10 protein-coding genes are annotated in these 12,272 nt (G+C 65.9%); all 10 read left to right on the top strand.

From position 1 onward, the window contains the following. The first annotated feature begins 199 nt into the window (after positions 1-199). The 10 genes from BMZ02_RS17250 to BMZ02_RS17205 all read left to right on the top strand — a co-directional run bounded on the left by BMZ02_RS17250 (position 200) and on the right by BMZ02_RS17205 (position 12,205). On the top strand, positions 200-1,219 hold the full coding sequence (locus BMZ02_RS17250; protein WP_091646126.1) for a hypothetical protein: 1,020 nt from the start codon (positions 200-202) through the stop codon (positions 1,217-1,219). Positions 1,220-1,408: 189 nt separating this feature from the next. After that, a complete protein-coding gene (locus tag BMZ02_RS17245; protein ID WP_091646123.1) occupies positions 1,409-1,900 on the top strand; it encodes a hypothetical protein in 492 nt (163 codons plus the stop codon). A 12-nt stretch (positions 1,901-1,912) separates the two neighbouring features. Then, entirely contained in the window at positions 1,913-2,530 is a 618-nt protein-coding gene (locus BMZ02_RS17240) for an OB-fold-containig protein (RefSeq protein ID WP_091646121.1), read from the top strand. Between the two features lie 48 nt (positions 2,531-2,578). Next, entirely contained in the window at positions 2,579-4,288 is a 1,710-nt protein-coding gene (locus tag BMZ02_RS17235; RefSeq protein ID WP_091646119.1) for a flotillin family protein, read from the top strand. A gap of 12 nt (positions 4,289-4,300) precedes the next feature. Next, positions 4,301-4,867 (top strand): hypothetical protein, encoded by a 567-nt coding sequence (locus BMZ02_RS17230; protein ID WP_139209258.1) that lies wholly within the window; start codon positions 4,301-4,303, stop codon positions 4,865-4,867. Beyond that, positions 4,864-6,015 (top strand): toxic anion resistance protein, encoded by a 1,152-nt coding sequence (locus BMZ02_RS17225; RefSeq protein ID WP_091646116.1) that lies wholly within the window; start codon positions 4,864-4,866, stop codon positions 6,013-6,015. Before BMZ02_RS17230 ends, BMZ02_RS17225 begins: the two co-directional genes overlap by 4 nt. Before the next feature lie 41 nt (positions 6,016-6,056). Continuing rightward, positions 6,057-7,817, top strand: coding sequence for a hypothetical protein (locus BMZ02_RS17220; protein ID WP_091646114.1), 1,761 nt, complete (start codon positions 6,057-6,059; stop codon positions 7,815-7,817). Between the two features lie 57 nt (positions 7,818-7,874). Beyond that, a complete protein-coding gene (locus tag BMZ02_RS17215; RefSeq protein WP_139209257.1) occupies positions 7,875-9,767 on the top strand; it encodes a hypothetical protein in 1,893 nt (630 codons plus the stop codon). Next, on the top strand, positions 9,757-10,704 hold the full coding sequence (locus BMZ02_RS17210; protein ID WP_091646111.1) for a hypothetical protein: 948 nt from the start codon (positions 9,757-9,759) through the stop codon (positions 10,702-10,704). The genes BMZ02_RS17215 and BMZ02_RS17210 overlap by 11 nt, the downstream gene beginning before the upstream one ends. A gap of 67 nt (positions 10,705-10,771) precedes the next feature. Continuing rightward, complete coding sequence (locus BMZ02_RS17205; RefSeq protein ID WP_245754067.1) at positions 10,772-12,205, top strand: sodium/glutamate symporter; 1,434 nt, start codon at positions 10,772-10,774, stop codon at positions 12,203-12,205. Positions 12,206-12,272 lie beyond the last annotated feature (67 nt).

Raw genomic sequence — 12,272 nt, 5'->3', positions numbered from 1 at the left:
TGGCGCCCATCGGGCGTTGGCGAGGGCGACTGGCGCACGGCCAAGCCGGCGTAGGTGGGTGTGTTCATGGATGGTGGATCTGAAGATCCACCCTACGGTTGGGCCGCCCGCAACACCGCGGCAACCGGGGTGGCCGTAGGTGACCGTAGGGTGGACCTTCAGGTCCACCAATCAACACAAAAAGGGAGCACCAACACCAATGACCACGGACGGCACACCCGAAGCCGGGGTGACGACCTACGCGGACACGGCATTCACCGGCAGCCGCCCGGACGACCTGCCGCCGGGGCAGGATCTGGAGTCCATGGGGTACTTTGATCGCAAGGCGCTGGGTGCGCGGCTGCCGTTGCTGGGGCCGCAGTGCCGGGAGTTCATGGCGGCGGCCACGAACGTCTTCGAGCTGGATCGGCTGCGGGAGGGGGCTGGAGAGAAGTTGGAGAAGGATCTGGCGGAGCGCGAGCCCCACCGTTGTCGCATGTGGGCCTCACGGGCGGATCCGTTGGTGCTGATTGCCTCCATTGGTGCCGCGGCTGGTTTTTTCACTCTTGGGCCAATTGCGGTCTCTGGTATCTTTCTCCTTACAGATGGCATCTCGAAGTTCGCGCTCGGCGAGATCCGTTTTCAGTTCACCTATCTCTTCTTACCCCTGTTCTCCATCTGGCTCCTCTGCCGCCTCCTGGTCCACAGCGGCTGGTTCACCCTCAAGCGCGACACCCGTTTCTACCGCGACACCGGGATGGTGAGCCTGTGGGCGGGGCGCAAGGTTGGGCGAGTGGAGCTGCCGTTCGCCGAGTTCGAGGCCTTCGCCTCACCGGTTTCCACGGCCGTGGGCACCATCCGTCACCGGCTGGGGCTTATCCACCGTGGCACGGGCTACAGCGTGGGCTATCCGGGCGCGCAGGTGGAGCTGTGGGAGACGCAGGTGATCTGGGAGGCGATGCAGCAGTTCATGGACGTGAGCCGGCCGCTACCTGACATCCCGGAGTTCGATGGCACGCGTCACTTGGACCCGATAACGGCAGAGCACGACCGCAAGTCGGGCCGGCCGCAGCGCTACTGGCTGGACATGGAGCGCTCCCACGCCAGCACCCTGCACGAGCGCGCCCGCAAGGCAGCCGCGGCCTACCCCTGGGGCCGCACCCGGGAGCAGGCGCTGGCGTCGGGCTGGCGCCCGTCGGGCGTTGGCGAGGGGGATTGGCGCACGGGCAAGTCGGGGTAGGTGGCGCTAGCCGTGTTCATGGATGGTGGATCTGAAGATCCACCCTACGCCCGAGCACCCGCCATGCTTCGTCGACGCCGGGGTGTCAGCGCGGGCATTGCGCTGAGATAATCGGCTCGATTACCATGCTTAACGAGCCAGGATGGCTCCGACAACCAACATCAATGACAGAGCAAAGGAGTGCGCCCCATGGGTGAGCAGGCCTCACACGATGGACTCGTCCCCCTGACGGTATCCGACCTGCCCATGGCTATTGAAGGCGGGAGCGATGTTCAGGGGCACCGCAACAAACTCGCCGTCGCACCGTATCTCGCCGGCGGTGGTGTGCTGCTTGCGGCGGCCGGTGTCCTCATCCTCATTTTCGGCCCCAGCTCCATCATGGTCGCCGCCTCAGGGCCTACCCTCCGTGAATGGATCCTGCTGAATCCCTACGTGCTTACGATCCTCGGGGTGGTGGCCTCTAGTGGTGCCGGACACGTCAGACGGTCCGGCTGGGAAGAGCTGCACCGTTACGTCGCGGAGCGCTATTTCCTGTGCGACGACGAGGGCAGGCCAGTGACCAACGGTGGTTTGACGGTCGGCCTGGCCGATGGTGGTGGTCTCGAGATCGGCTATTTCATGAACGATGGGTCCGAGGAGTCCGCTCAACCGGAGTCCTCGCGCTCAGGCGATTACGGCTAGGCCCCCGCCCTCATGTTTGACGAACTCATGGCGCCAGCGGTACAGCCGTTCATGATTGCCGCGGGTATCGTCGCCGCTATCGCGGTGGTCGAGCTTCTTGCGCTCGTGTTCGGTATCGGTCTTTCGAGCGCGCTGGACAGCCTCGTGCCGGACGTGGACCTCGACGCCGGTGGCAGTGTGCTGTCCTGGCTCGGCTTCGGCCAGGTACCGTTTCTCGTCGTGTTGATCATCATGCTGGCCACCTTTTCGGTGGCCGGGTTATGCATTCAGTGGCTGGCTGAGCAGACGCTGGGAGCTCCCCTGTGGCCGGCGGTCGCATCCGTCGCGGCGCTTGCGGTGACCTTGCCGGTGTCTGCGCGCCTCTCTGGCTGGTTGGGGCGGCTGATGCCCGCTGATGAGTCGTCCGGCATTCATCGGGATGTCCTGGTCGGTCGGGACGGGGTGATATCCCAGGGTGTGGCGACGGCAGAGCGCACCGCCGAGGCCGAAGTCGTCGGCCCCAAGGGGCTCAAGCACTGGATTCGGGTGCGGGCGGAACAGGGGGAAGCCATCCAGCCCGGCGATCCGGTTCGCATCATTGCAAGGGAAAGCCGCGTCGTCTTCGTGGCACGGCGGCGCGCTACCGACTGACTGCCGTAAGAAGCGGTCGCTTACCACCATTACAGGGAGTTCAAACCAATGCCTGCAGTCCTGACTGTTCCGTTTATCGTCCTCTGTGCCCTGTTCGGGGCCATTCTGGTTATCGCATCGCTGTACAAGAAGGTGCCGCGGGGCATCGCCCTGGTGCGTACCGGCATGGGCGGGCGCAAGGTCATCATCGACGGTGGCTGCCTGAAACTACCGGTGTTTCACGAGGCCCGCAGTGTCAATCTTTCCACCGTGCAGCTCACCGTGCGTCGCACCGGCGAGGATGCGCTCATCACCAAGGACAGCCTGCGTGTGGACGCCACCGTGGACTTCTACGTCTCCGTCGAGGAGAGCGACGAGGGGGTTGCCCAGGCGGCACGGACCCTGGGTGATCGCACCTTCGACCCGGACAAGCTGCGGGAGCTGATCGAGGGCAAGCTGGTGGATGCACTCCGCGCGGTGGCCGCCGAACAGAACATGATGGACCTCCACGAAAACCGCCAGGATTTCGTCCAGCGGGTCCAGGAGATCGTGGCCAGCGACCTGTCCAAGAACGGCTTGCAGCTTGAGGCTGTCTCCCTGTCCGGCCTTGATCCGACGCCCACCGAGAACCTCGACCCCAATAACATGTTCAACGCCACGGCGCTGAAGATCACGGCCGAGCGTTGTGCAACCGAGACCCAGGCGCGGGCCGAGGCGGACGCCAACGCGCAGATCGCCGAGGCCCAGCAGACCGCGCGGGCCGAACAGGAAAGCATCCGCAGTCGCGAGACCGTCGAGCGCTCCGAGATCGACAAGGAGCGCTCCGTGGCGATCTACCAGTCCGAGAGCAATGCGGAAGCGCGCAAGGCCGAGACCGCATCCAACCAGGCCGCCGAGACCGCCGAGCTGGAGAAGGATGAAGTGCTGCGGGCCCGCGGTATCGAGCGCGACCGCAACCTGAAGATCTCGGAGCAGGAGCAGCGCATTGCCGTGGCCGAGAAATCCGAGAGCGAGTCCCGGGCCCAGGCCCAGGCCGAGACCGCCCGCGAGGCGCGCGTCGTTGCGGAAGAGGCCGTGCGCACGGCGCAGGAACAGGCCGCGGCGGAACGCCAGAAGGCTATCGCCGTGACCAATGCCCAGGAGGCTGCCGAGGTGGACGCCACCCAGGTGCGTGTGTCGGCCAACGCCAAGCGCGAGGCCACCGAGCTGGAAGCGCAGGGCCGGCGCCAGGCCGCGGAGCAGGATCGGGCCGCCGCCGAGTTCGAGGCAGAAGCAACCCGGGCCAAGAAGACCGCCGAGGCCGAGGGGATTCGGGCCGTCAACGAGGCGAAGAACACCCTCTCCAGCGGGCTCATCGCGCACGCAGAGCGACTGCGGGAACTGGAAGTCGCGCCGGACGTGCTCCGCGAGCTGGTGGGGCCGTTCGAGGGCGTGGGCGAGAACATGCGGTCCGTGTTCATTCACGGTCTCGGGGGCAACGCCAATGGCGCCACGTCAGATGGCAGCGCGGCGAGTGGCGGTGGCCAGCCCCGTTCCGTAATGGAGGATCTGTTCGGGCAGCTCATGAACTACTCAACCGTGGGGCCGGCCCTCAAGGAGATTGGTGGTCAGGTCGGTATCGATCTCGCCGAGACCCTCAGAAACGGCTCGCTCCAGCGTATTAATGATGCCGCAGAGGATGACGCAGCGGACGAGCAAGTCGGCGATGACGATGCCGAGCTCCCGGATGGGCAGCAACGGGCGGCAAAGCCGGATTCTCAGACCTCTTCACCCGCCTGAGGGGCCGAGGCGATGACGCCTGATCCCCGAGTCCCGCGCCGGACGTATACCGCTGCCGCGGCAGTGATGATCGCCATTGCGGGTCTTGGGCTGGGAGGCATATGGAGCCTGGCAGGTGTCGTTGCGGGGTTGCTGGTGGCGGCGGTGCATGTGTGGCGCTTCGAACGCCGCCATGCACCGCAACAGCGGGAGAGCCGTGGTGATACCGGAGTGCTCTGGCAGGACGCGGAGGCCGCGCTACGGCACTTCGACCGCCACGATGATGCAACGCTCCGGCCCGTCCTCGACCGTGTGGGGCGTGCCGGCCGGCGGGTGGTGGAACAGGGGCGGCGCACGCCCGGTGACCAGAGGACGGGGCATGCCCGACAGCTCCTGTGCACCGCCGCCGACGCCCTGCTGGCTCACGACCATCTGCCGGCCGGGCGGCGTGCCGCCAATCAGGACACCATCCATTCCCTGCTGGAGACAGTCGCGGCCGAGCTCGAGCAGGAGGGCGAGCCTGACGCGGACGAGCGTGCCGCGCAGGTGCGGATGCGGGTGCTGGAGCAGCAGCTTAGAACAGGGAGAGGCCAATCATGACGTTACCCGTTGTCGAACTGGAGCGAAACAAGGATCACGCTGCACGCCAGGAGGTGGACCAGTTCCTTGGTGACGCCGCGCAGGCGTTCGACCTGCAGGCCGCACGCGAGGAGCAGCAGGGCCGCATCAACGAGATCAAGGAGGGGTTCTGCTGGGATGCCCCCGAGCGGTTCGCCGCGGCGGAAGCTTCGGGCGTGTCCGAGTTCGCGGATGTCATCGTCGAGGGGGTCCGGTCCGCCGATCTCGGTAGCGTGCATGACCACCTGACCGAGCTACGCCTCGTAACGGCCCGCCTCGGGAGGGACCTGGAGCCGTCCGGGTTCTTCGGGCGGCTGTTTTTCAACGGCCGCAAGGCCCTGGAGAAGTTCTCCGCCCAGTGGTCCACGGTCAGCGGCCAGATCGACCAGGTCATTGCCACCCTGGAGCGTGACAAGCGCGGCAGCATGGTCACCATCGAGAACCTCCGTGCCTTGCGCCAGGAGGCGTTGCAGAACTTCAAGCGCATGGCGGCAGCCATCGTTGCCGGTCGCGAAATTCTGGACGCCGAACGCCAGCGCCTGGGGCAGCTGCGCGACGACATCGCCACCGGCAGTGACTCCGTCGAGGCCGCCGAGCTGCGCCAGCTCGAGCAGCGTGCCGACGTCTTCGACCGCCGTCTGACCAACCTGGAGAAGAGCCGCGCCATCGCCGCCGGCATGATCCCCACCATTCAGCAGACGCTGCACAGCGAGATCATCGTCACGGAGGAGCTGGACATGGCCCTGACCCAGGCCGTGCCCGTCATGAAGCAGCAGCTGGCGCTGGTGGCGGAACAGGTGCGTCAGCAGGAGCGGCTGCAGTCACTGGAAGCCACCCGCAACACGACGGAAGAGATGATGGGCGAGGTCGCGGAGCGCCTGGACACCAATCAGCGGATGGTGGACGAACAGGTACGGGAAGGCATCGCATCCGCCGACAAGGTGGTGGAGTTCCTCACGCGCATTGGTGACACCATCGAGGACATTGACCAGCGCCAGGCTGCGGCCCAGCAGGACCGGGCCGCAGCCAGGGGTGCCCTCGAGGAGGCGGTGGATGACCTGAAGCACCGCCTCGCGGGGCGTGAGCCGGAAGAGCGGCTGCAGCACTCTTCCGCGCCGCATGCGGGGTGATCCGGCCGTACCGACGACAAACACTATCGGAGTAACAGCCCATGGGATGGAAGGCAACGCTATTTGGCATTGGTGGTGTGGTACTGGTTGGCAGTGCTGCCGGTCTGCTGTATCAGCATGGTGGCGCGGATGACGCCGTAGTCGAGGGTAAACCGCAGGTGGCGGCCGAGCCTGCCCTGCCGTTCCCCGGCGTCGGCGACCGGCAGCGCTACCACATGGAGGTGGTGACGCACGTGGACGCAAGGGGGCGCTCGTTGGACTCCGCCATGAACAGCGTCGCAGCCGTTGAAATGGTGGATGCAGACGACGGCTACGCCATGGACGTCCGTATCCCGGAGATGCGCCTGGAGGAGGACGGCGCCGTCGTGCTGGACACGACCGAGTCGCCGAGTAACGACCGGGAAACCTTGCTGCACGACCTGATGCAGTCCGGTGTCAGGCTGTACATGGACGCGGACTACACTGCCGAGCGGGTCGAGTTCCCAGACAGCGACGTAGAGGACGCGCTCAGGGACGAGCTGGGTTCCCGGTGGAGCGAGGTATCCAGCGGCCTGCTCCGCGTCGAAGGCATGCAGCCATTGAGCCTGCCGGCCGACGGGCTGCAGACGGGTGCACAGTGGGCCGAGCGCTTTGGTTCCGATGACCAGCTGGCGCAATTCGAAGTGGTGAACGTCAAAGACGACACAGTCGACGTTCGAGTGCGGTCCGTGGCCGATTTCTCGGCCCCGGAACCATTCGCCGCTTTCGTCGGGACCATGACGCTGGATCGCGACACCGGCTGGCCTCTCCTGACGCGCCTCTTCTACCACGGCGTTCATTCCGAGCGGGGGCAGTCGGCAGTACTGTCGACGTTGCTGGTCGCCCGGCAGGAGGACTATCGCCCCGATACGTTCATGACCAACCCGTCCCTGTTCGCAGCGGTGTCCGACTACGTCGGCGGTCGTTTCTCGCCGTCCGCCGACCATATAGAGGAGTGGGTTGAGGAAGTAACTGACCGGGGCAAGTTCGAGGAAGTACAGAACGGTATCCGGGACTTGGCGGAGGCCCTGCGCTGGTCACCATCCGAGGGTGATGCCGAAAGCTGGCGGGTCGAGGGGTCCGCGTCTGCCATGGGCGACGCATCGCGGACGGCAACGATGCTCTTCTGGCTGGTCGAGGTGACCGGCGCGCGCGCATTGTCCGACGATGGCTCCGTCATCGCCGAACTTGATGTGTCCGGACAGCCCCTGTGGCCTCTGTTCGAAGGTGACGCCATCGCCTACTTCCTCGATGATGGACGTGTACCCGAGGAAGAGTGGACGCTGGTGTCAGGTGACCCGCAGTGGCACGAGGCCGCCGCATCGGTCGAGCTGGATCTGCTGGTGCCGGCGTCGGCCGCCGGGGTGGAGCGCGTGGAGCAGAGCGAGCCCGGGACACTGGAGATCCAGGGCACTTCGGTCGCCGTCAAGGAACTGGACAACGCGTTCGCCCGCGTGCATATCGACGACACCACCAGCGGCGTGACCGCCAGCGGATGGGACCTCATCCCCCTGGATGATGAGGGCGAACCACTGCGTTACTGGGACGTACGCCGGGGGCCCGCCGACATGTTGCAGGACGTCAGGATGCGCGATTCCGACACTTATGCCGTTGACTGGACGGATGACGGGGCGCTATCGCAGGGGTTCGTCACCGCAGAGGACATGGAGCGGGGGGTTAAGGGGCTCCACGTCTTCGACCCCGACGGGCGCATCGACAGCGTGCGTATCCTGTCGTTCGTTTTCCCAAGGGAAACAGTGACGGTTACCGCGACGCGCCAGTGAGACCGACGGCGGTCTCAATCGGGTTGACTGCACACTGATACAGCAGGGAGAGCTGTTATGACGTACATGGCCTTATACCGCTGCAGGGCTGCTGCAGTGGTGATTGTCTTGCTTGGAGCGGCGGCGGGGTTGTCGGCGTGCGGAGGTGATGACTCGCGGAGTCAGTCGTGTCTTGATCAGGGCGATTACGGTTGTCTGATCGCGGACATGGAAGCCGTGTATGAGGCCGAGAAAGACGAGGTGACCCAGCGTGAGCGTCAGCTGGCGGCCAGCTCTCTGGCCCTGGCGGAAGCAGTTGCTGGCCGCCATGATGCCGCGATCGAGCGTGTGACCGGGTTGCGGGGTGACCTCCGGGTGGTCGCACTGGACAGGATTGCACCACTGGCTGCAGCGGATGGCGACTGGGATGCGGTCCGGTCCGCCCGGAACCTGCTTCCGGACGACTCGGAGTTTCCGGAACACGACTCCCGCCACCTCATTCGGTCGTTGTCCGAGTGGTGGATGGACGTCTCGCTCAGTGAGTATGTCAGGCATGCCCTGGAGGACCCCGATGCCGCAGCGGCAGGTATTCGCGACGACTGGGACAGTCAGAACGCCGATACGTTTGCCGAGCTGGTGGTGAATGCGCTGCTGGATATCGAAGGAGCAGAATCTGCCGCCACGTTCATTGTGGCGCATGGGTTTCGCCCGCAGACCGGGAGCGGGAGCACCGCAATCGACCGAGGCCCCCTCCACTGGCTTGTCGAGGATCCGCGACTCGCGCGCGATGCGGAGGCCCAGCGGATTATCGGCATTGGCTACCTGGTCGATGCGGACCGGATCGAACATGGCGCCAAGGCGTTCGGTAAGGAGCGCCTGCAGGAAGCGTTCGCCCTGTATGCCGCGGCGGATCAGATGGATGCCATTGACGGGATCCTCGAAGCCATCCCTGAAGATGCCGAGGCCGTGCGGGATTACGGAGTCCGAGTCAAGGCCACGGCAACCGCGCATCATCATGGTGTCGAGCGCGCGATGGACGTCCTGGAACAACTGGACGACCCCGTCACTGCCCTTCGCGCGACCGCCGATGTGGCCGCTTACGCAGCACCGGGGAGTGATGCGGCACAGGCGCTGGTCGACCTTGCCGAGGAGCGCTTCCAGGAGGCCGAGGGTATCGGCGACCCCGCACAGGAGGCAGGTGCTGCACAAGCGCGGCTGCTCCTCTATCACGGCGGGCCCGATGGCCTGGAGGGCTCGGGTGTCGAGCCCGCCGACCTCGGTGCCGGGTACTTGCTGGACGCGGCAATCCAGCATGCCGCGCACGGTGACGTGGCCGGAGCTGAGCAGCTCATCACCGAAGCCGAAGTGGTCGGTGTCCCCGCCAGAGAGTTGGAGGAGGTTCAGCTGGATCTGGCCCGGTTCATGGCCGGCCAGACGGAGGAGCGGGTGCGGCTATCGAACCGGTCGATTGCCGAAGCCTTGCTTGGGCAAGTGATCAGCGGTCACCGTCCCGATCTTGGTCTGCCCATGTTTGGCGGCAGTGATGAATTAGGGGTTCTGAAAGACCTTGTTGCGCATCTCGGCGACGAGGATTCGATCTTCGTGCGCTCCTTCCTCTATCGGCTAGCGAGTCCGGAAAGCTACCGGTATGGGGCGCAACAGGAGGTGGTGCGGGACTTCGTCGAGGCGCGCCTGGAGGCGAGCCCCGAATTGCGGTACCGGGGCGTGGGGGCTGCGTTCGCCGTTGACGGCGAAGGGAGAGACGCGGAGGTCGCCCGTATCAACGAGATGGGGCAATCGCGGATGGTCAACCTCATGAACAGCGCGCTCGCCCACGGCGCGGTTCGGGCGGGCGAAGCAGGTCGGCTTTGGGATAGCGCCGACGAGATCCCGATGCTGTCCTCACGGCTCGCACTCAAGACAGCCGTGATGAAGGTGCATGACAAGGAGGTCGGTGGAAATGCGGATTGATGGATGCATGCGGGGTGCCGTTGCCGCCGTGTCGAAGATCGGCGCGACGGTGGTGCTGATGGCAAGTCCCGGTTTGGCGCTGGCGCAATCGCCCGCGATTGCGCTGATGGACGACATTATCTTCGAGCACGAACAGGGCTGGAGTCAGCACCAGCTGGACGAGGCGTATTTCCAGCTCGGCGTAGTCCAGGCTAAAAGCGGGCAGCTTGGTAACGCAGTGGTGTCGATGAAGCAGGTCGAAGACGACCGCCAGGAAGTGCTTGCCGCCGGCATACTGCGGCAGGCGCTGGCCGAAGGGGCGAGTTACGTGCGCTCTGAGGCGAAACAGCACATCCCGGATGAGTCCGGGTGGGGGCTGGCCGGCGGGCGCGCCCCCGGGTGGTGGGTGCATGGCGAGGAGTGGACCGTCGCCAAACCGCTACTCCAGGGCGACTGGGAGGTCGCTGCGAGCAGGCTGCGGAACCATTCGGAGTTGCAGCGGGATGTCGTGTCGTTCGCCGAGTTGGCCCTCCCCGTGGTGGGCGGGGAGGTTACGGGGCGGTTTATTGCTGCGGCTGACCAGGAGGATGACTACGAACTGCGGGACTGGGTGGAAAGAGTGATTCTGGCTGAGCCAGGCATGCCCGTTGTCCTGGAATTCTCCGCGCTACTGAATCAGGTCAACATGGATGTATACGCGCCGATGCCCTGGGAAGGGAGCGCCCTCAGCCGGTTCATGGACCGTGTCGCGTCCACGCGCGCACTTGCGGTGCCGCCCGTGAGCAGCATGGTCGCGGACCACGCCCTGGAGCGGGGTGATGCCGCCGTGGCGGCCCGGCTCTACGCGGAAAGCGGGAACCAGCGACGTGCGGCTGAAGCCGTTGCGGCGATGGATACCGACCCCCAGGAGCGGCTGGCACTGCTTGCGGAGATCGTCCGCGTCGGTGCAGGGAGGTAGTCCCGCCCTCGAAATCCTGAGCGGTTCCGGGCCATACTGGCCGCCAGGCAATCCGGGGGGATGATTGATGCTGACAGTCGGGCAGGTACTTGTCGGGTTGATGTGGATCGGGCTGCTGGTGCTGGCCTGTTCCGTTCTCAGAACACGGATGCTCTGGGCGCGACGCCTGTTCCTGCCCAGCTCACTGCTCGCCGGCGTGGTGGCGTTGCTGGCGGGGCCGGAGGTCTTTGGCGCCCTGTTCGGCCACGTGTTCGAGGATGGCGCCGGCCTGTTTCCCGGCTACGTCTACGACACCTGGTCCGCGCTGCCGGGGCTGCTGATCAGCGTGGTCTTCGCCGCGCTGTTCCTGGGCAAACCCATTCCGGGCCTCCGTGCCATCTGGTTGCGTGCCGGGCCGCAGGTGGTGGTGGGGCAGACCATGGCCTGGGGCCAGTACGTGGTCGGCATTCTACTGGCGCTACTGGTGCTCACCCCGGTGTTCGGGCTGAGCCCCATGGCCGGCGCCCTGATCGAGATCGGTTTCGAGGGTGGCCACGGCACGGCGGCCGGTATGGCAGGCACGTTCGAGGATCTCGGCTTCCCCGAGGGGGCTGACCTGGCCCTGGGTCTAGCAACCGTGGGCCTGCTCGCCGGCGTGATCGGCGGCACGATTCTCATCAACATCGCCGCCCGGCGCGGCATCGTCAGCCCGGAGTCTGGCAGCGACGACGCAGCCCGCCCCTCGGTCGAGGAACAGGCCGAGCTGGAGAAGGATTACCGCCACGAGCGCAGCACCACCGACCCGCTCAGCGTGCACCTTGGCCTCGTGGGCCTGGCGGTGCTGGCGGGGTGGGCCCTGCTGACGGCCCTGCAGGCGCTTGAGAGCGCGACCTGGGCGCGCGATGGTGGTGTCGAGATCCTTGCCCACGTGCCATTGTTTCCCATGGCCATGGTCGGTGGCGTGTTCATCCAGTTGGTGGTGATGCGCCTGGGCTACGAGGAGCACGTCTCCGGGCGCACCATGCAGCGCATCTCCGGTTTTGCCCTGGATTTCACCATCGTTGCCGCCCTGGCGACGCTGTCACTCCAGGCTCTGGGCGAGCATCTGGTGCCCTTCCTGCTGCTGGCGGCAACCGGTATCGCCTGGTCGCTGCTGGTGCTCATGGTGCTGGCGCCGCGGGTCATCCCTTATAACTGGTTCGAACGCGGTGTGGGTGATTTCGGGCAGTCCATGGGCGTGACCGTGACCGGCGTGCTGCTGATGCGCATGGCCGACCCGCGCAACGAGTCCGGGGCGCTGGAGAGCTTTGGCTACAAGCAGATGCTGTTCGAGCCCATCGTCGGTGGTGGGCTGTTCACGGCCGCATCGGTGCCGCTGATTTATCAGTTCGGGCCGGTGGCGGTGTTGATCGGCACCGCCGTGGTCACCGTGGGCTGGATCATCTTCGGCCTGCTCTATTTTGGCCGCATGGTGCCCGATGGCGGGCGTGGGCGCTGGCGCCCGGGCGGACCGGCTCAGTAGGATGAGCGGATCGGCGGTGCCCTGCACCGCCGGCTTCGCCAACCCCTCATTACGATCCGGAGGCCCC

The organism is Aquisalimonas asiatica (assembly GCF_900110585.1).
In the GTDB taxonomy this organism is placed as follows: domain Bacteria; phylum Pseudomonadota; class Gammaproteobacteria; order Nitrococcales; family Aquisalimonadaceae; genus Aquisalimonas; species Aquisalimonas asiatica.
The sequence above is the reverse complement of the archived record's forward strand: the minus strand, read 5'-3'. Positions and strand labels throughout refer to the sequence as shown.

Bases quoted from the DNA above. Each gene is read 5' to 3' on its own strand.
- BMZ02_RS17250 (WP_091646126.1), top strand. From the start codon at position 200: ATGACCACGGACGGCACACCCGAAGCCGGGGTGACGACCTACGCGGAC.
- BMZ02_RS17245 (WP_091646123.1), top strand. From the start codon at position 1,409: ATGGGTGAGCAGGCCTCACACGATGGACTCGTCCCCCTGACGGTATCC.
- BMZ02_RS17240 (WP_091646121.1), top strand. From the start codon at position 1,913: ATGTTTGACGAACTCATGGCGCCAGCGGTACAGCCGTTCATGATTGCC.
- BMZ02_RS17235 (WP_091646119.1), top strand. From the start codon at position 2,579: ATGCCTGCAGTCCTGACTGTTCCGTTTATCGTCCTCTGTGCCCTGTTC.
- BMZ02_RS17230 (WP_139209258.1), top strand. From the start codon at position 4,301: ATGACGCCTGATCCCCGAGTCCCGCGCCGGACGTATACCGCTGCCGCG.
- BMZ02_RS17225 (WP_091646116.1), top strand. From the start codon at position 4,864: ATGACGTTACCCGTTGTCGAACTGGAGCGAAACAAGGATCACGCTGCA.
- BMZ02_RS17220 (WP_091646114.1), top strand. From the start codon at position 6,057: ATGGGATGGAAGGCAACGCTATTTGGCATTGGTGGTGTGGTACTGGTT.
- BMZ02_RS17215 (WP_139209257.1), top strand. From the start codon at position 7,875: ATGACGTACATGGCCTTATACCGCTGCAGGGCTGCTGCAGTGGTGATT.
- BMZ02_RS17210 (WP_091646111.1), top strand. From the start codon at position 9,757: ATGCGGATTGATGGATGCATGCGGGGTGCCGTTGCCGCCGTGTCGAAG.
- BMZ02_RS17205 (WP_245754067.1), top strand. From the start codon at position 10,772: ATGCTGACAGTCGGGCAGGTACTTGTCGGGTTGATGTGGATCGGGCTG.